Origin of the sequence: Clostridium sp. NSJ-49, assembly GCF_014287725.1 — a bacterium.
GTDB lineage: Bacteria > Bacillota > Clostridia > Clostridiales > Clostridiaceae > Clostridium > Clostridium disporicum_B.
Genome location: NZ_JACOOP010000017.1, coordinates 46,577 through 66,979 on the forward strand (window position 1 = coordinate 46,577; position 20,403 = coordinate 66,979).

Below are 20,403 nucleotides of genomic sequence, written 5' to 3' on the forward strand. Positions count from 1 at the left end.
TTAAGGATTTAATGGTAAAATATTATAGAAGTAAGGAGTGATTTAAATGAATTCGAATGAATCTCTAAATGCCATAGAAGTTGCTGAACTTCTGAATATTACTAAAAACACAGTATATGAATTGGTAAAAAGGGGAGAGCTACTAGGCTATAAAGTAGGTAAGAAGTTAAGAATAGATAAATGTGATGTTAATGAATATATAGAGAATCAAAAGTCAGGTAATAACAAGAAAAGTTTAACTAAAACTAAAGAAGTTGTTGTACCGAAAATTGATAAGAATACTATAAGTAGTAACGATATAATAATTGCAGGTCAGGATCAAATTTTAGATATTTTAAGTGAGTATATAAAGGCTAATATTAAAGATGTAAGAGTTCTAAGAAATAATGTAGGAAGCTATACTAACCTTTACGATTTATATAATGATAAGATATCAGTATGCTCGTCACATTTATGGGATGGAGATAGTAATGGTTATAATTATGAGTATGTTAGAAGATTACTGCCGGGGATACCTTGTATACTTATAAATTTAGCTTATAGAATGCAGGGCTTTTATGTAGCAAAAGGGAATCCTAATAATATTAAAGCATGGAATGATTTAGCTAATAAAAATATATCTATTGTAAATAGAGAAAAAGGTTCAGGAACAAGAGTATTACTTGATGAAAAATTAAGGGCTAATAATATAGATTCAAATAGTATTAGAGGATATGACATAGTAAGAAATTCACATCTTTCAGTAGCTAGTAGTATAGCGAGGGGAGAAGGTGATGTTGGTATGGGAATAGAAAAAGTAGCACTTCAGGTTAAAGGAATAGATTTTATTCCTATGCAAGAAGAGAGATATGATTTAGTTATTAAAAAGTCTGATTTATCATCACCAATATATAAAGCTATTATTGACATAATTCAATCAAAAGATTTTAGAGATGAAATTGATGGATTAAGTGGATATGATTTAAGAGATATAGGGAAAATTATTGCTCAGACATAAAAGTATTAAGGAGGTGAAAGATGGTTAAAGTACCTCCTTATATTTTATTAAAATAATTAACACAATAAAGGGTATTATGGGAGGAAAGAGGATGACAGAAAGACATAGAGAATTACTGAAGAAAATAATTATTATTGCTATTCCAATAGCTATACAAAACTTAATAAATGTTGGAGTAAGTGTTACAGACACACTTATGATAGGAAATATAAGTGAAATACAATTAGCAGGTATTTCGCAAGCAAATCAACCATATTTTATATTTACAACTTTAATATTTGGACTAGCATCTGGTTCAATGGTTTTAAATGCTCAGTATTGGGGTCAAAGAGATACAGGAGCTATAAAGGCTATTATGGGATTGATGATGAGAATAGGAATTATAGGGGGACTACTAGCCTCAGCAGTTGTTCTTATATTCCCAGAACAAGCTGTTTCTATATTTACTAATGAAGCTGAAGTAATTAACTATGGAGCTCAATATTTAAGAATAGTAGGACTTTCATATGTATTCTCAGCTTTTACTGGAATTTATTTAATGGGTCTTAGAAGTATACAGAATGTAAAAATATCTATGTACATATATGGATTATCATTTATACTAAATGTATTTTTAAATTATACTTTTATATTTGGTAAGTTTGGTATGCCAAGATTAGAATGTAGAGGTGCGGCAATAGCAACATTAATAAGTAGAATTTTTGAAAGTATATTAGTTTTAATTTATATGTATAAGATTGAAGATAAAGTTAGATACAGAGTTAGAGATGTTTTTTGCAAAACATCTAAGTATTGGAAGAGTATTGCAACTTATAGCTTGCCAGTATTATTAAGTGAAATAAATTGGGGATTAGGTATCTCTATGCAGGCAGCTATTATTGGAAGATTAGGTTCAAATGTAATTGCAGCGAATAGTTTTATAAATGTATTTCAACAACTTTCAGGTGTTGCAATGATGGGACTTGGTGGAGCAGCTGGAGTAGTATTAGGAAACCTTATAGGTAAAGGTAAAAAGCATGAAGAGGAAGTAATAAGCTTTTCTAAATTTTTAGTAAAGATAAGCATTATTTTAGGAATAATAGTAATAACAATGGTATTAATTATTAGACCGATAGCACCATCATTTATAAATGCATCTGAACAGACAGCTGAATTAATTAAGAGTATGTTATATGTATCAGCGTTTTTATTATTCTTCCAAGCTATAACTATAACTATATTTGTAGGAATATTAAGAGCTGGAGGAGATACAGCATTCTGTGCTGCGATAGATATAGCAACGTTATGGATATGCAAGATAGGTTTAGGATTACTATGCGCTTTTGTTTTAAAACTACATCCAGTTTTAGTTTACCTAATTTTATCAAGTGATGAATGTGTTAAAGCACTGATAACTATACCTCGTGTATGGAAAGGGAAATGGATTCACTACACAACGGTGTAAGGTCAAAATAATTACGTTAAAGTAAATTATATTTATAGTAAAGAATATATAAAATAAATAATGGTAAAAAGTTTTGAGATTTATGGAGGTATGGTAATTGGATCACGATTGTGGATTTGAAAGAGAGAATAAATGGTTTCGTTATAGAGCAGCAGCAATTATTATTGAAAATGGACATGTACTTTTTGCCTATTGATAAATTAAGTGAGTATAGAGCATATCCTACATTTTTTAAAGATAGATTAAAAAGTATAAAAGATGGAATAGAGCATATTGTTACTTACGAATATTAGATAATATAAAAAATATTTATAAATAATGTTGACATTGACGTTACGTAAAAGTCTATATTGATATTAGGAGGTGATTTTCTTGGAATATTCCATTAAAAGTTTAGCTAAACTTGCAGGTATCAGCACTAGAACATTAAGATATTATGATGAAATTGGATTATTAAAACCTCTTAGAATAAACTCATCAGGTTATAGGATATATGGAGATAAAGAAGTAGATATTCTTCAGCAGATATTATTTTATAAAGCATTAGAATTACCTCTTGAAAAAATAAAAGAAATAATAACTAGCAAGGATTTTGATCCTAAGACAGCTCTATATGATCATAAGGAAAATATCTTAAGGAAACAGGAAGAATTAAGAAGATTATTAATCAATGTAGAAAAGACTATTTGTTCTTTAGAAGGAGGAAATGAAATGTCAGCAGAAGAAAAGTTTGAAGGTTTTAAAAAGAAGAAAATAAAAGAAAATGAAGAAAAGTACGGTAAAGAAATAAGAGAAAAGTATGGTGAAGAAAAAGTAAAAGAAAGCTATGCTATGTTTGGTAAGTTATCTAAGGAGCAGTGGAGTGAAGCAGAAAAGATAGGTACTCTTATAAATGAAACTTTAAAAGAAGCTATGAGTGAAGGAAATCCTAAGGGAGAAAAAGCTAGAGAAGTAGTAGAGCTTCATAAGAAATGGCTATCATTCTTTGGAAACTATCCAGTTCAAGCACATTTATCGCTAGGGCAAATGTATGTAGATGATGAAAGATTTTCTGATTACTATGATAATGCAGCTGGAGAAGGTGCATCAATATTCTTAAGAGATTCTATAGCAGCTTATTATAATGCAAAATTTAATGAAGAAACATGGCAATGGATTATAAGTAGTTAATACTTTAGGTAGCACAATGTGCTACCTTTTTTATGTGGAATAAAATGTAGTTAGCCATAATCTAAAAATTATTTTATAATATGCTAGAATTAAGATTTACGAAAGATAAGAGTTTGGAGGCAAGCTATGGATAAAATAAATACAGTAATATTTGATATGGATGGAGTGATTTTTGATACTGAAAGAATTTATTTAGAAGCTTGGACAGAGGTTTTTGATAAGTATGGATATAAAATGACAAAAGAAGTCTATACTTCAGTTATGGGAGTAGGGCGTAAGAATGTAATAAATACATTTAAGCGTATTTATGGTGAAGGTTTACCTATAGATAAGATGTATAAGGAGAAGGATGATATTCTCTTTAATAGAATAGAGAATGGAACAGTACCTACCAAAGAAGGGGTATATGAGCTTTTAAAGTTTTTAAGAGAAAATAATTATAATATAGCTTTAGCCACATCTGCTAAGAGGGAACGAGTGGACAAGCATTTAAAAGAGTCTAATCTTGAAGGTGTTTTTAATATTTCAGTTTGTGGTGATGAGGTAGAGAAAGCTAAGCCAAATCCGGATATATTTCTAAAAGCAGCAAATAAGTTAGAGGTTGATAGTGAAAACTGCATAGTAGTTGAAGATTCTTTAGCGGGGGTTAAGGCTGCTTATAATGCAGGAATGTTAGTAGTAAATATTCCTGATTTAAGAGATTATGATGATGAAATGAAGAAATTTTCGCATAAAATTTTCAAAAATTTAATAGACTTTAAAGAATACTTGAATTTTCAAATAAACTATTAATTATCTATGAATTATATTAATAAAAGAAAAAGAAATATAGATTTATGCTATAATACAATTTAAAAATAAATAGGAATCTAAATATAAGAGATTTATATCGAAAAAAAGTAAGAATTAAGATGAGAAGGAATTATGGGGAGACAAATAAATGAATAAAAATACTGAATACAAAAAAATTACTTTTAAAGAAGCATACTCGATACCTAATATATTATGTTATATAAGGATTCTATTAATACCTGCTTTTATTTATATTTATGTGAATGCAAAGGATACTGTAGATTATTATTTAGCAGCTATTATTATACTTTTATCAGGACTTACTGATTTCTGTGATGGTTTTATAGCTAGAAAGTTTAATCAAGTAACTGAACTTGGGAAATTGATAGACCCTGTTGCAGATAAGTTAACACAAGCAGCGATTATAATTGCACTGATGTTTAAGTTTAAGTGGATGTTCTTTTTAGTAGTTTTATTTGTAATAAAAGAACTATCTATGCTTATTAATGGGATTATCTTATTAAGAAAAGGTAAAAAATTAGATGGTGCAATGTGGTTTGGTAAGGTATCCACAGCGGTATTTTATTTTTCAACATTTATAATAATTTCATTTCCAATGTTGAATTCTATGGTAGTTAATATTTTAATGGTAATATCGGCATTCTTTATGGCATTATCATTTATAATGTATATGATAGAATATGTAAAAATGTATAAAGATTTATAAAATTTATCGGCTTAAAATAGCATTTTCTTTGAAATAAGAAGATGCTATTTTTATTTAATATATAAAATATTAAGTGGATATAAAAGCTAATTTATCCAAATAAGTAACATTTGACGAAAATAATTCTTTATTTGGAGTGTTATATATGATAAAATGTCAAAGTATTAATATACCGGAGGGGATTTAGTATGAAACATATTAAGACAATCAATAAAACAAACATTAAGAACAGCTTATGCAAACCAGGATGTAAAGAATGTGCAAACTCTTGCCAATCTGCTTGTAAAACATCTTGTACAGTAGCTAACTTAGAATGTGAAAACTAGTCAATAAGAGCTGTTGAAATCTCTCAACAGCTCTTACTATATCATTAGTGAAAGTTCTAGCTTTTTTAAAATTAAAAGTTGAGAGTGTAGAGGTAAGAGTTTTTTGAAGAGAAGGTCGGAGAAGTTTCAATAGTAACTCTTAGTTATTAACTATTAACTTTTAACCGATGAAGGCTTTTAATATAGATACCAATATAAATGCTTAGGAGGAGATTAACGTGAGTTTAATTCACAAGTTTAAACAAGGTGAAAACTACTTTGTGTTAGATGTAAATACAGGAGCAGTTCATATAGTAGACGAGCTAGTATATGACTTAGTAGATGATAATATATTAAGATCAAAGGAAGAGCTTATAGCTGAATTTGGAGAAAAATACGGTGCTGATGTTGTATCAGAAGCTTATGACGAGATAAAAGAGTTAGTAGATGAAGAAATATTATACTCAAAAGATCAATATGAAGAGATAGCTCATTCTTCAATGGATGATAGAGATTACATAAAAGCTGTATGTTTAAATATAATACATGGATGTAATTTAAGATGTAAATACTGTTTCGCTGATGAAGGTGAATATAATGGACATAAAGGTGTAATGTCTGTGGAAACAGCAAAGAAAGCTATAGATTATGTAGTTAAGAGAAGTGGCCCAAGAAGAAACATTGAAATTGATTTATTTGGTGGAGAACCAACAATGATCATGGACAAGGTTAAAGAAATAATAGCTTATGCTAGAGAAAATGAAAAGGCTTGGAATAAGAATATTAGATTTACTATGACTACTAATGCTACTCTTTTAACTGATGAAATGATGGATTTCATGGATAAAGAAATGGGTAACATAATTTTATCATTAGATGGTAGAAAAGAAGTAAATGATAATGTAAGAATAAAAGTTGATGGTTCAGGTTCTTATGATGATATACTTCCTAACATAAAGAAGATGATTGAAAAGAGAGATAAATCTAAGCACTACTATGTAAGAGGAACATTTACAGGAGCTAATACAGATTTCTTTGAAGATGTTAAAGCTATGGTAAATGAAGGATTTAGAGAAATATCAATAGAGCCAGTAGTTTTAGAATCAGGTCATATGTTAGAACTTAAAGAAGAACACTTGCCAGAAATATTTGAAAACTACGATAAATTATATGAAGAAATGGTAAGAAGAAAGAAAGAAGGAGATGAATTCAACTTCTATCACTTCAATATAGATTTAAATGGTGGACCATGTGTTTATAAGAGAATTTCAGGATGTGGTGCAGGATTTGAATATGTTGCAATAACTCCACAAGGTGAAGTTTATCCGTGTCACCAATTTGTTGGTAAGGAAGAATTTAAACTTGGTTCTATATATGATGATACATATGATACTGAATTAGGTAAGACATTTAAGAAAGCACATATCTACAATAAGCCAAAATGTAGAAACTGTTGGGCGAGATTCTACTGCTCTGGTGGATGTCAATCAAATAACTTTGCATTTAATGGAGATATGAATATTCCTTACGAAATCGGATGTAAGATGCAAAAGAAGAGAATTGAATGTGCAATCGCTCTAAAAGCAGAATAATAATTAAGAACTAAAATGTTAAGATTTTGGTTATAATTAAAACTAGTAAGCAGTTAATGTTAGAAGAATACGTTAGCTGCTTACTTTATTCATCTTTTATATCTTTTTAAGTTAAATTGATTTATATAGTATATAATTATACTTAAATTAAAAAATATAGATTATCGATGAAATAATCAGAAGTTGAAATATACAAAATAGATGAAATTTAAATGAGGTGTAATAAATGAAAGATTATATTTTAGATAATGGCTTGAAGTTAGTATATAAAAAGGGTAATAGTGAATTAAGCTCTATTGCTATTTCATTAGATGCAGGGGCAGCCCGTGATGGAGAAAATTTAGGTGTTGCGCATGTGACTGAGCATATGGTATATAAGCAGACTGAAACAAGAAGTGAAAAAGAAATAAATAAAGTGCTAAGTGATACTTTTGGATTTCAAAATGCAATGACAAATTATCCATATGTAGTTTTTTATGGAACTTTATTAAATGAAGATTTAAGTAAGGGATTGGAGATTCTTTCTGATATTCTTCTAAACCCTGTATTCACTGAAGAGGGATTTAAGGAAGAAATTGAAGTAATAAAGCAGGAACTTAAAGAATGGGATGAAGAATTAGAACAGTATACTGAGGATAAGCTTTATTTAAATTGTATGGATGGCAGAAGGCTTCAGTATCCAATCATAGGAACAGAACAATCTTTAGAAAGATTAACTATTGATGATGCAATAGATTTCTTTAATGACTATTATTGTGCTAATAATGCAACTATTACAGTGATATCAAGTCTGGAATTTGATGAAGTAGTAGATAAGGTTGAGGAATATTTTATAGATTGGAGAAGCGAAAGTCTACCAGAAGATGAGATAATATATAGCACACCAAATACAGGGGTATTTATAGATAAAAAAGATGATATAAATAGTGCTAAGGTTCAAATTATATTCCCTATTAATGAATTGAATCAATGGGAAATAAAAGCATTAAAAGTATTTAATCAATATTTTGGTGAAGGAGTAAACTCTGTACTTTTTGATAGCTTAAGAACAACTAATGGATTAGTATACGATGTGTTAACAAGAGTTGCAAATGAAGAATATATAAAGGTTTATAAAATTACATATGGTACAGCAGTGGAGAATGTTGAAAAGTCTATTAAAATTGTTGAAAATTTAATTTCAAATGTGGATAACTTAAAAAAAGAGTTAAATACTGAAAATATAGCTAAGATGATAAAAAGCTTCAAGCTTAAGAGGTTATTTGGAGAAGAGCAGACAGTAAGGCTTGCAAAAGAATTAGCTACTTATGATACTATGTTTGGAGATTACAATATATATTTAGATGAAAGCAGAGATTTAGAAAAGCTTACACCAGAATATATAATAAATACAGCTATTAAGGTATTAAGAAATATGAGTATACAAGTTATTAGAAATTAATATATTAAAAATTATACTAATTATGTTAAATAGTATAAAGATATGTAATATAATAAGATAGTCATGGGAACTTTGTCCTATGGCTATAATTTTTATGTTTAAATATAAATTATAAAAAAGGAAGATTTACGAGGTTGATATGAAGAATAGACTACCATTATTAGAAGAGGTATTAAAATACCATAAAGAAAAAAATTTAATTTTATCAATGCCAGGAAATAAAAGTGGTATAGGGTTCTTAAGAGATGATATAGGGAAAGAGTTTGTAAATAGTATGGGTTTTTTAGATATAACAGAGGTCGGAAATCTAGATAATTTTCATCAGCCAGAAGGTGTTATTAAAGAAGCACAAGAGCTTTTAGCTAATTTGTATAAAGTTGATAGAGCTTATTTTTTAGTTAATGGAAGTAGTTCTGGAAATTTAGCAAGCGTATTTGCAGCTTTTAATGAAGGTGATGAAGTTCTTGTAGAAAGAAATTGCCATAAATCTATTTATAATGCTCTTATTTTAAGAAAATTAAAACCAGTGTACATAGAAGCTAATATTGATTTAGATAACGGTATCCTTTTACCTTGTAATGAAAAAAATATAAAAGATGCTCTAATTAAAGCTAAAGATCCTAGGGGGATTATCTTAACTTCACCTAATTATTACGGTATATCATGTGATTTAGAAAAAATATTAAGAAAGTTAAAAGCTAATGGAGTAAAGATATTGATAGATGCAGCTCATGGAGCTCATTATGGAATAAATAAAAAGTTGCCAGAAAGTATGGTAAGATTAGCTCATTATGTTGTTTTAAGTGCTCATAAAACTCTACCAGCTCTTACACAAGGAGCGTATTTGCTTGTAAATGATATTTATAGTAACGTAGAATTTTTTATAAGTGCATTTAATACCACATCCCCATCATACTTAATTATGTCATCTTTAGATTATGCGCGATATTATTTAGAAAATTACGGTGATTCAGATTATGATTCATTAATAGATTTAGCTGAGGTATATAAAAATCAAATTAACTCTTTAGATAAAGTTATAATTTTAAGCCAAGATGATATTGAAGGAAATTATAAATTAGATAAGAGTAGATACATAATGACATTACCAGTAGGATATAGTGGAAATAAGCTTTTAGAGTATTTATTAGAAAATAAGATTCAGAGTGAAATGAGCTTCTCAAGAGGAGTAGTGTTAATTTTATCGCCATTTAACACGAGAGAAGACTTTGAAAAGATATATCAAGCTATAATGTTTTTAGATATAGAAACACTTAAAGATGAAGAAAAAAATATAGGCTATGTTAATTTAGAGAAGATTAAAAGGTTAGAGCCTTTTGAAGTACATAATGCTAGATTTGAAGAAGTTGAAATAAATCATGCTGCTGGAAGGATATCAAAAGATTTTATAGTTCCATATCCGCCAGGAATTCCGTTAGTTTTACCAGGGGAAGAAATAACTGAAGATGTAGTAAAGGCTATAAGATGGTATCAAGGAAAGTGTATTTCTATATTGGGGATTTATTACAATAGAATTAAGGTTATAAAAAATATATAAAGAAGTATAGTTGGTGAAAATTAGTAATTATGGTATAATATTGTGATAAAGCGACGTATATGGGGGTTTTTATGAGAAAAGTACATAAGAAAGTTATTATTTTGATGTTTATAATGGTTGTATCATTATTTGGTTGCTCAAAAACAAATAAGTATTTAGAAGCCTTTGAAGTATATAAGGATAAATGGATACAAGGAAATTTTACAGAGATGTATCAGCTGTTAACTACAGATTCTAAAAGCTATATTGATGAAGCTACATTTGTAGATAGATATACTAATATATATTCAGCAATTGAAATGACGAATATAGAAATAGAAATTAATGGTGAATTAATAGAAAATGATGAATATACAACTATTCCATTCTCTTTAAAAGCAAGAACTGTTGCTGGAGATTTAGCTTTAGATAATTATAAAGTAGATGTATATAAAGAGGACAAGGAATACAAAATCAAATGGGACGAATCATTAATATTTCCTGAAATGATTTCTGGAGATAAGCTAATGGTAGAAAACTATCCTTCTAAAAGAGGAAGTATACTAGATAGGAATGGCGTTGTATTAGCTGAAAATGGAACTATTAGTGTAGTAGGAATACATCCATCTATATTTGATTTAGAAAATAGAGATGAAAAAATAAAAGAAATTGCAACTGTTTTAGATATAAATTTAGATACTATAATCGAGAAATTAAGTAGAAATACTAATCCAGAGCATTTTGTTCCAATAGTAGATATACTTTCAAATGATGAAAAATTAGCTTCACTTTCTAATAGAGAAAGTGAAGGAATAGTTATTAATACTAAAGAATCAAGAGTATACCATGGTGGAAAGGCTACAGGTAGATTAATCGGATATATTGGAAATATCACATCAGAAGAGTTAACTGCTAATGCTGATAAAGGTTACAACGAATTAAGCTTAAGAGGAAAAGCAGGAATAGAACAAGTATATGAAGATAAATTAAGAGGATATGATGGAAGTGAAATTTATATAGATAGAAATGGTGAGTATATAACTATTGCTAAAAAGGAACCTATTAATGGAAGTGATATTAAACTATCTATAGATTTAGGTCTACAAAATAAAGCTTATGATGAGTTAAATGGAGAAAAAGGAGCTGTTACAGCTGTTGATCCGAAGACAGGAGAAGTTCTTGCATTAGTAAGTGCACCTTCTTATGATTCCAATACATTTGTAACATATATAACTAAATCTCAAACTCAAGAGTGGAAAAATACTAATAATGCAGATCAGATAAACAGATTTAGCAATGTGTATTCTCCAGGATCTACTATGAAGCTTATAACAGCAGCAATAGGATTAAATAATGGAGCATTAAATGCTGATGAAGTGTTTAATATAAATGGTGAAGCTTGGCAAAATGATGAAAGCTGGGGAAGTTATAAGGTTACTAGAGTACCACCGTACAATGAAAGCGTAACTCTTAGGGAAGCTGCAAAATTCTCTGATAATATTTATTTTGCACAAGTTGCTTTAAAGTTAGGTAAAGAAAAGTTAATAGAAGGAATAAAAGGTTTTGGTATTGGGGAAGAGATGAAATTTGATTATCCGTTAGCTGAGTCAAGCATAAGCAATAGCGGAGATATCGATAATGATATACTATTAGCTGATACTGGATATGGACAAGGTGAATTAATGGTTACACCTTTGAATATGGCATTAGTATATAGCGCTTTAGCTAATGAAGGTAATATAATGGAGCCTAGATTAGTAATAAATGATGGGACAGAAGCTACTATATGGAAAGAAAATGCTATAAAAAAAGAAAATGTTTCAATTTTAGTAGATGATTTTTCAGCTCTTATAAATGATGAAGATGGAACTGCAATTGGATCTAGGATACCAGGAGTGAATATTGCAGGGAAAACTGGTACTGCAGAAATAAAATCTTCACAAGATGACACTGAAGGTACAGAAAATGGATGGTTTATTGGAGTGGATACTACTACATCAAAAATATCAGTGGCTATGATTATTGAAGATGTTAAAGGGAGAGGTGGCAGTCAGATACCTGTTCCTAAGGTGAAAAATATAATAGAAGAGTATATAAATAGATAAATTAAATAGATGTTGACAAATAAATGCTAAATGCTATAATAAAGATGAAAACAGGATGGTAATTGTTAATTCAAGCTAGACCTATTTGCAAGTATTAAAAGGTATTATTATATCTTTTTATAGTTGCAAATAGGTCTTTTTATTTGGAGAAAGGAGAATAAGAGGGATGGTTATTGATCGTATTTTAAATAATAATGTTGTTATTATTAAGGATAATAATGGTAAAGAGGTTGTTGTTTGTGGAAAAGGAATTGCTTTTAAGAAAAAAAATGGTGATGAAATTGATGAAAATGCGATTAATAAGGTTTTCGTACTTCAAGATCAAGTTCAAAGCAAACGTTTCCAAGAACTGGTATCTAAGATACCTTTAGAACATTTACAGGTGGCTGATGAAATCATTAACATGATTAAAGTTGAGCTAGGTAAAAAACTAAATGATACAATTTATATTTCTTTAAGTGATCATATTTATACTTCTATTCAAAGATTTTTAGATGGGATTATGGTAAAAAGTTCAATGCTTTGGGATATTAAGCGATTCTATGAAGTAGAATATAGCTTAGGTTTTAAAGCTTTAGAAATTATAAATAAACGTTTTAAGGTAGAATTACCAGAAGATGAAGCAGCATTTATTGCTTTACATATAGTAAATGCAGAGATGGATGAAAGTAATATAAAACAGGTTTTGGAGATAACAAAGATTATGCAAGAGATATCTAACATAGTTAAATATTATTTCTCTATAGAGTTTGATACCGATTCTGTATATTATTATCGTTTTATTACACATTTAAAATTCTTTGCACAGAGATTGATTATGCAAAATACTTATCATGATACACCGGATGATGACCTTTTGGATGTAGTAAAATTGAAATATCAAACATCCTATAAATGTGTAGAAAAAATAGCTGAGTTTATATTGCGAAAATATGAATATCAACTTTCTAATGAAGAAAAGTTATATTTAACAATTCATGTTGAACGCATTATATATAAAAATAAAAATAATAATTGAGATGTGCACTAAAATTAATTATTTGAGGGGGGAGTATGCTAAAAAGTATCAATATATTAAATATGAATCAGGATGGTAACATTAAGTTGGCTAAACCTATGGACAAACTTGTTAAAAATGGAGGAAGAAAAAATGGGAAAATATACACAACTATCTTCTGACATTATTAAAAATGTTGGCGGAAAAGAAAATGTAGTTAGCTTAAGACACTGTGTTACGCGTTTAAGATTCAGATTGGTAGATGAGTCAATTGCAAATGATGATGTGTTAAAGAATATGGAAGGTGTTGTTACAGTAGTAAAAAGCCTTGGAGAATATATGGTTGTTATTGGAGAGCACGTTGGAGAGGTTTATGATGAAGTTTGTAAACAATTAGGTCTAGAATCTCTAGGAGCTGAAAATAAAAAGCCAGAGAAGAAAAAAAGTCCTATTGATAGAGCATTAGGTGTTATTATGGGGGGAATGGGACCTACACTCCATTTACTGTGTGCTTGTGGGATTATAAAAGGTTTATTAGTGTTATTAACATTTATGGGATTGGATCCAAGCTCAGGTATTTATATGTTGCTTAATGCAGCAGGAGATTGTTTCTTCTATTTTTTACCGTTAATATTAGGATTTAACTTAGCGAAGAAGTTTGGAATTGATCCTTTCTTTGGAACAATTTTAGCAGGAGCTATGTGTTATCCAACAATACAAAACACTGATATTAATATTATGGGATATGTAACTAATACATCATATGTATCAACATTTTTACCAATTTTATTTGGATTGATATTAGCAGCTCCTATATATAAGTGGTTTAATAAAGTGTTACCTAGTGTAGTTAAAGGATTCATGACACCATTATTAACTTTAGTCATTATATTCCCAATTACATTTATACTTATTGGGCCATTAGCAAATTTAATAGGTACCGGATTAAATACTGTACTTACAGCAGTTTGTAGTTTCTCACCATTGCTTGCAGGCATTATTTTAGGTGGTTTATGGCAAGTCTTTGTACTATTTGGAATTCATGGTGTACTAACAGTAATTGCATTTATGGATTTAGTAGCTGGAAATCCTAGCCAGGTTTTAGCGTTCTCATATGGTGCTTCATTTGCAACTTGTGGTGCTGTATTAGCAGTTTTAATAAAAACAAAAGATCAAAAATTAAAATCAATAGCTTTACCAGCGTTTATATCTTCTATATTTGGAGTCACAGAGCCGGCAACATATGGTGTAACTTTACCTCGTAAAAAGATATTTGCTGTTTGTTGTATAGGTGGAGTTACTTCTGGTATTGTAGTTGCTTTAAGTGGGTTATTAATGCATACATATGCAGGTATGGGTGTTATTGGATTATTAGGATTTATAGATCCTGTAAAGCCTAATATAATAGCAATTATTCTAATGGCGATTGTTCCATTTGTTGTTTCTTTATCATTAGGATTAGTAATTTATAAAGATTCAGATTATGAATATCTAAATGAAGATGAGAAAAAAGATGAGAAAAAAGATGAGAAAAAGGTAGAGAAAAGAGAAGTTACAGGTCAATTAAATCAAGAAACTATTTTAATGCCTGTTGATGGTATAATTCAATCTTTAACATCTTCACGTGATGATGCTTTTGCAAGTGAAGCGTTAGGAAAGGGGTGTTTACTAATTCCTGCTAATGGAAAAGTGTATTCACCTTGTGATGGGGTTGTAAGAACATTATTCCCTACAAAACATGCAATCGGAATTGTTACTGATAATGGATGTGAAATATTAATTCATATTGGTGTTAACACTGTAGCTTTAGAAGGTAAATATTTTGAAACACATATTGCTCAAGGTGACAAAGTAGAAGCAGGACAATTATTAGTAGAGTTTGATAAAGAAAAAATTGAAGCTGAAGGTTATAGCTGTGAAATACCAGTAATTATTACAAATACAACTGATTATTTAGATGTTGTTGAATTAGATCATGGTCAGCACAATCATGGAGATAAGATGCTGAAGGTTGTTAGATAAAAGGAGGTAAAAAAATGAGTTTTCCAAAGAATTTTTATTGGGGTGGAGCAACTGCGGCTAATCAATGTGAAGGTGGATTTGGATTAGATGGGAAAGGAGCTATATCATCTGATTTCACTTTAGCTGGAAGTGCTAAGTCACCTCGTTATATAACATATATTGATAAAGATGGCAATGTAGGAAAGGTTTCAGGATTTGCACCATTTCCTAAAGATGCTAAGCGTACAGTATTAGAAAATCATTATTATCCAAATCAAAAGGCAATTGATTTCTATCATAGATATAAGGAAGATATTGCGTTATTTGCTGAAATGGGATTTAAGATGTATCGTATGTCTATATCTTGGAGTAGAATATTTCCAAAAGGTATAGAAGAAGAACCGAATGAAAAGGGATTACAATTTTATGAAGATGTTTTTAAAGAATGTAGAAAATATAATATTGAACCTTTAGTAACGTTATGTCATTATGATACGCCTCTTTATTTAGAAGAAGAGTGTGGAGGATGGACTAATCATGATTTAATTGATTATTTCCAACGTTATGTAGAAACTGTATTTAAGCGTTATAATGGTTTAGTTAAATACTGGTTAACATTTAATGAGATTAATAGTCTACTTATGCATTTTGATTTCTTTAAAGGAATGACAGAGGAAGATAAGAGGAATATTTACTTAAAATTACATCATCAAATGGTAGCAAGTGCAAGGGCGGTAAAAATAGCTCATAGCATTAATTCAGAGTATGAAGTAGGATGTATGCTAGCATGTCCTTGTAATTATCCATTAACTTGCGATCCAAAAGATATTTTGGCTTGTCAGAAGAAATTACAAGATACTTTCTTCTATAGTGGAGATGTGATGGTACGTGGATCTTATCCATCTTACGCAGTAAGCGCAAGAAAGCGTAGTGGGGTTGAATTAGAATTTAATGAAAAAGATTTAGAAGAATTAAAAGAAGGTATTGTAGACTTTATTAGTTTTTCATATTATTCATCAAGTTGCGTAACTACACATAAGAATGTAGAGATGGATGGCGCTGGTAACTTAGTACTAGGAGCTAAAAATCAATATTTAACATATAGTGACTGGGGTTGGTCTTTAGATCCAGACGGCTTAAGATATATACTAAATGTTTTAAATGATCGTTATCAATTACCATTAATGATTGTAGAAAATGGATTAGGAGCTATCGATCATGTAGAAGAAGACGGTTCAATTCATGACCAATATCGTATTGAATATTTAAGACAACATATTAAAGCTATGGAAGAAGCTATTGATGATGGAGTTGATTTAAGGGCATATACAGCTTGGGGATGTATTGATTTAATTAGTGCATCAACTGGTGAGATGCGTAAGCGTTATGGATTTATATATGTTGATTTAGATGATGAAGGTAATGGAACTTATAATCGTTACAGAAAAGATTCTTTCTATTGGTATAAAAAAGTTATTGCCTCTAATGGTAAAGACTTAGATTAGATTTAAAATAAAGAAGAGTACATATGTAATATGTACTCTTCTTTATTTTAATTTTATAAGTTGAATTTGCTATTTATAATTTTTGCTACTTCTTCAGGTGATAAAGATGTATTATCAATTCTTAAATAATTAGCTTCTTTTATTTCGCCAGGAAGAGAATTAAGTCTATACTTTTTAGCAGAAGATATTAATTCTTTTTCAGACCATTCTAAGTTCCTCTTAGTAGGCTTACATTCTAGACGATGAGGACTTTTGTTACGATCTAATCTTTCAGAAAACTCTGCTTCTAATTCTACAAAGTAAATTTCACTATTATGCTTTTTAAAAATATCGCATACATTAGAAATATAATCCCAATCACTTTCTTCATTAAAGGCCCAGACAAAAGTAAATATTAAACCTGGCAAATCGCTTTTAGCTACTTCCTCAAATATTTCTTTCCTAAAAAGTTTAACTAATCTTTGGCCAGATTCAGAACCATATCCAAAGAAGTTTGAAACTAAATCAATAGTCATATGATTGTGAAAAAGTTTTAATCCAGTCTGTCCAGATAATTCTTCTCCAACAGTCATTTTACCTACTGCTTGAGGACCAAATATTATTACTAATTTCATATTCTCAACACCCCTTTTCACTTGCGCACTTAGTACGTACTTTTATTCAACTTATTACATATATTTCTCTAAAGTTTCAGCTCTTTCATAAGATTTCTTAATTATTTCCTTAGGATATCCTATATGGTCTAATAATTTAATTGCATTACGTGTCTTAGAAACACCTTTCTTTAGTTTATAGTCAAAGCTTAACCCTTCTTTATTAACTCTTTCGCTAAAGTAGAAGAATTCATAATTATCTTTAAGTATATCTGTTAATTCTCTGTCGTGAGTAGCTACTATTGAGATACTCTTCTTTTTATTAATATAAGTTAATATTTCAGCAGAAGAAGATATTCTTTCAATAGGGTTAGTTCCTCTAAATATTTCATCTATAGGACAGAATACAGGTAATTCTTTATGTAATGCTTTTATAATTCTAAGAAGGGCTTCTGCTTCAGCCATATAATAACTTTTACCTAAAGTAACATCATCGCTTGGACTTATAGAAGAAACTATGTTAAAGAAACAAGCTTCATATTTTTTAGTTAACGTAATATTGAATGTTTGAGCTAGTATCATATTAAGACCAATCATCCTTAAGAATGTTGATTTACCAGACATATTAGTACCTGTAAGAACTATACCTTTTTTAGTGAAAGTAATAGAGTTAGGCACTGCATCTTTAATAAGTGGATGTACACCATCTACAATGTTTATGTTTATTTCATCAGTAAATTTAGGTTTTGTATATTTACCATTCATTTCTTCTTTATATGATGCTACTGCAATATAGCTTTCAAGCTCACCTAATAATTCATATAAATCTAAAATGTAATCTTCTTTATCCTTTAGTATAGATGCAATTTTATAGTATGCACTTTCTTCTAATAAGAATGGCATAGCTAAGATTTCGAAAGCACCACCACCAGCATTTGCAAATTGAATAGATTTAGTTGCATTATCTATAGCTTTCATATCTTTAAGAAGTTCACTTATTTTATCAGTATATTCTTTAATTTCAGGGTAATCTATTTTTCTTATTTCTTTGGCTGCAATAATTATGTTTCTTAAGTAAAGTAACCCTTGAGATTTTACATTCTTTCTTTCTTTATCATTTATAAACATATTGATAAATATTGTGAATGCTGTAACTAAAAGCATATATGGGTTTTGGAATATTATAGCTAATAATGCACTAGCTATAGTTAAAAATTTACCTAAGAATGTATAGATATAATATTTACTCTTATTTTCTACTAATTCCTCAGTTAACATTTCTAATAAAGCATTTTTTTTATCATACCCAAGGTTGTAATAAACCATTTGTAATTTAGTTCTTAAATCAGTGTTAGTTCTTAAAGTTTCAGTAAATTCATATCTTTTATTAAGCTCATTTTTGTCGTGAAGAGGATTTCTAAGCATTTTATATAATGCAGCTTCCCCAACACTACTATAAGTTCTATCTAGTTTTATGAAAATTTCATCCATGTTGAAATCATCCCAAGTTTGATCGTCTATTGTATAATCATCTTCTTCATATATATCAAATAGAGTTCTAATCTTGTTAATATATCTCTTTTTCTTTCTTTCTTCACCAAAATCTACTTTCATACAATCGTATAAGCCTAATAATTTGTCCATTAATTTCATATTTTGTCCTCCGCAAAAACTATCAATATTTTAGATTATAATTCTTTTTATAAACTGCTATTCCTAATAAAACTAATATTATAATTGGAATAATTATAAGTATAACATCATTTAGATTAATAAAATACATATAAGGATCAATATTAAATACTTTATCTAATATAAGTTGAGATATAAGGGTTACTAAAAATACTCCACATAATAAATTTAAACCAACGCTTTGATTTATATTATATTTAAATTTGCTACTTAATTTACCTTTTCCTGAAATAGGTACAAGAACTGATTCTCTAGTAATTAGTTTAGAAATAAAGGTTAAATTAATAGCGATTATATTACTTAATAGTAATTGGCTTAGAGATATGCTAAGAGTTTTATTTATTCCCAATTTGTTATTTAAAATATGTGCCAATACAGTTAATCCTAGCCAGAAAATATATCTTTGTAAGTAATCTAAAAAGATATATAATTTACTTTTGCTATTTGTATATTCATTTATTATGCTTTTACAAAATTCTTTGTAGTCTTCGCCTACTACAAAGCTTTTATCTCTATTTTCATATTGAGCTTGTAGCAGCATATCCATGATTTGATGTAATATCTCTTCCTTTTCATATGAAGTTAGATTAGTTGCTTTTATATAGCTTGTTATATGCTCATATAAACAAAGATTATTTTCGTTGAAATTTTTTTGTTCTTTTAATCTTAAGCTTCTAAGTTTTAAGGCTTCTAACATAATTTCCCCTCCAATACATTTTCAACATTTCTTTTTACAAAATTCCATGTATCAATAAATTCATCTAACTCTTTTATACCAGCATCAGTTAAGTAATAATATTTTCTCATAGGTCCAAGCGGTGACTTTTTCATTTTAGAATATAATAATTTTTTCTTTTCTAACCTAATAAGAATAGGATAGACGCTACTTTCAGATATATCTTCAAAGCCGTATTGTATTAATTTTTCGCAAACTGCATATCCATAGGTTTCATCAGTAGAAACTATTTTTAAGATACATCCTTCTAATAAACCTTTTAACATTTGTGTTGAATTTGCCATTTATTCACCTACTTTGTAATACGTAATAGCTATATGAAAATAATACCATACTACTATGTATTGTCAAGTAGTGGAATAATTAAAAAATAAGCATATAGAAAGTTTGAAATATATGGTAAAATTGAGTGATGGTATAATAAATAGGGAATCTGTTAAGCTGATATGAAAAAATAGCTTGATTTTTCATAGAATTGCTCGCTCTTTGAAAATTATATAAGTTTGAATTTTTTATTGTATGGTAAACAAACCTACAATAAAATTAATTTTTGCAGGTTAAATAAAGGTATTAAATTTAATTAAGCTGCTGAAAACCAAGAGTTTTTAGCTAAGCTATCGCTAGCGAAGCCAGCAACTTCTGCTGGAGTGCAGTTATTTAATGAGCCATGTGGTCTAATAAAATTATAGTGAAAGATAAATAAATATATTAAGTTATTCGCCTTTTCAAAAGAGTTAAAACCTTTTTTAGCTTTATACCAAGCTTTAAA

The 20,403-nt window shown here is 28.9% G+C and carries 19 protein-coding genes and 1 pseudogene; 15 read left to right on the top strand and 5 right to left on the bottom strand.

Annotated features, from left to right (window positions below; translation table 11 throughout):
- Positions 1-46 precede the first annotated feature (46 nt).
- The 15 genes and pseudogenes from H8S10_RS07975 to H8S10_RS08040 all read left to right on the top strand — a co-directional run bounded on the left by H8S10_RS07975 (position 47) and on the right by H8S10_RS08040 (position 16,613).
- Positions 47-997, top strand: coding sequence for a helix-turn-helix transcriptional regulator (locus H8S10_RS07975; protein WP_186838517.1), 951 nt, complete (start codon positions 47-49; stop codon positions 995-997).
- 91 nt (positions 998-1,088) lie between these two features.
- Positions 1,089-2,441: an MATE family efflux transporter gene (locus tag H8S10_RS07980; protein ID WP_055263679.1), complete on the top strand. Its 1,353-nt coding sequence runs from the start codon at positions 1,089-1,091 to the stop codon at positions 2,439-2,441.
- Positions 2,442-2,538: 97 nt separating this feature from the next.
- Positions 2,539-2,734, top strand: a pseudogene (locus H8S10_RS07985) (hypothetical protein).
- Between the two features lie 79 nt (positions 2,735-2,813).
- The gene (locus tag H8S10_RS07990; protein WP_186838518.1) at positions 2,814-3,611 is read left to right on the top strand and encodes a MerR family transcriptional regulator; all 798 of its coding nucleotides are present in this window, start codon (positions 2,814-2,816) and stop codon (positions 3,609-3,611) included.
- Positions 3,612-3,737: 126 nt separating this feature from the next.
- Entirely contained in the window at positions 3,738-4,403 is a 666-nt protein-coding gene (locus H8S10_RS07995) for an HAD family phosphatase (RefSeq protein WP_186838519.1), read from the top strand.
- A gap of 148 nt (positions 4,404-4,551) precedes the next feature.
- Positions 4,552-5,130, top strand: coding sequence for a CDP-alcohol phosphatidyltransferase family protein (locus H8S10_RS08000; protein WP_055263671.1), 579 nt, complete (start codon positions 4,552-4,554; stop codon positions 5,128-5,130).
- A gap of 188 nt (positions 5,131-5,318) precedes the next feature.
- Positions 5,319-5,456: a six-cysteine ranthipeptide SCIFF gene (gene scfA / locus H8S10_RS08005; RefSeq protein WP_003371542.1), complete on the top strand. Its 138-nt coding sequence runs from the start codon at positions 5,319-5,321 to the stop codon at positions 5,454-5,456.
- 218 nt (positions 5,457-5,674) lie between these two features.
- A complete protein-coding gene (scfB, locus tag H8S10_RS08010) occupies positions 5,675-7,027 on the top strand; it encodes a thioether cross-link-forming SCIFF peptide maturase (protein ID WP_055263669.1) in 1,353 nt (450 codons plus the stop codon).
- Between the two features lie 226 nt (positions 7,028-7,253).
- The gene (locus H8S10_RS08015) at positions 7,254-8,468 is read left to right on the top strand and encodes a pitrilysin family protein (RefSeq protein ID WP_186838520.1); all 1,215 of its coding nucleotides are present in this window, start codon (positions 7,254-7,256) and stop codon (positions 8,466-8,468) included.
- A gap of 139 nt (positions 8,469-8,607) precedes the next feature.
- Positions 8,608-10,026, top strand: coding sequence for an aminotransferase class I/II-fold pyridoxal phosphate-dependent enzyme (locus tag H8S10_RS08020; RefSeq protein WP_186838521.1), 1,419 nt, complete (start codon positions 8,608-8,610; stop codon positions 10,024-10,026).
- Positions 10,027-10,097: 71 nt separating this feature from the next.
- A complete protein-coding gene (locus H8S10_RS08025) occupies positions 10,098-12,110 on the top strand; it encodes a penicillin-binding transpeptidase domain-containing protein (protein WP_243175851.1) in 2,013 nt (670 codons plus the stop codon).
- Positions 12,111-12,276: 166 nt separating this feature from the next.
- On the top strand, positions 12,277-13,128 hold the full coding sequence (locus H8S10_RS08030) for a PRD domain-containing protein (RefSeq protein WP_032119660.1): 852 nt from the start codon (positions 12,277-12,279) through the stop codon (positions 13,126-13,128).
- Between the two features lie 35 nt (positions 13,129-13,163).
- Entirely contained in the window at positions 13,164-13,289 is a 126-nt protein-coding gene (locus H8S10_RS18255) for a hypothetical protein (RefSeq protein WP_279287152.1), read from the top strand.
- Positions 13,261-15,129 (top strand): glucose PTS transporter subunit IIA, encoded by a 1,869-nt coding sequence (locus H8S10_RS08035; RefSeq protein WP_186838523.1) that lies wholly within the window; start codon positions 13,261-13,263, stop codon positions 15,127-15,129. Before H8S10_RS18255 ends, H8S10_RS08035 begins: the two co-directional genes overlap by 29 nt.
- Positions 15,130-15,143: 14 nt before the next feature.
- Complete coding sequence (locus H8S10_RS08040; protein ID WP_186838524.1) at positions 15,144-16,613, top strand: family 1 glycosylhydrolase; 1,470 nt, start codon at positions 15,144-15,146, stop codon at positions 16,611-16,613.
- Positions 16,614-16,666: 53 nt separating this feature from the next.
- On the opposite strand, the gene H8S10_RS08045 is transcribed toward H8S10_RS08040, so the two are convergent.
- From H8S10_RS08045 to H8S10_RS08065, 5 genes are all read right to left on the bottom strand, one after another.
- Positions 16,667-17,227 carry an AAA family ATPase gene (locus H8S10_RS08045; RefSeq protein WP_186838525.1) on the bottom strand — a complete coding sequence of 187 codons (561 nt, stop codon included), beginning with the start codon at positions 17,225-17,227 and terminating at the stop codon, positions 16,667-16,669.
- 54 nt (positions 17,228-17,281) lie between these two features.
- Complete coding sequence (locus H8S10_RS08050; protein WP_186838530.1) at positions 17,282-18,850, bottom strand: DNA mismatch repair protein MutS; 1,569 nt, start codon at positions 18,848-18,850, stop codon at positions 17,282-17,284.
- Positions 18,851-18,881: 31 nt separating this feature from the next.
- A complete protein-coding gene (locus tag H8S10_RS08055; protein WP_186838526.1) occupies positions 18,882-19,595 on the bottom strand; it encodes a hypothetical protein in 714 nt (237 codons plus the stop codon).
- Positions 19,589-19,918 (bottom strand): PadR family transcriptional regulator, encoded by a 330-nt coding sequence (locus H8S10_RS08060; RefSeq protein WP_186838527.1) that lies wholly within the window; start codon positions 19,916-19,918, stop codon positions 19,589-19,591. The genes H8S10_RS08055 and H8S10_RS08060 overlap by 7 nt, the downstream gene beginning before the upstream one ends.
- Positions 19,919-20,214: 296 nt before the next feature.
- A partial coding sequence (locus H8S10_RS08065; RefSeq protein WP_186837600.1) for an integrase core domain-containing protein occupies positions 20,215-20,403 on the bottom strand: 189 nt, incomplete at its 5' end.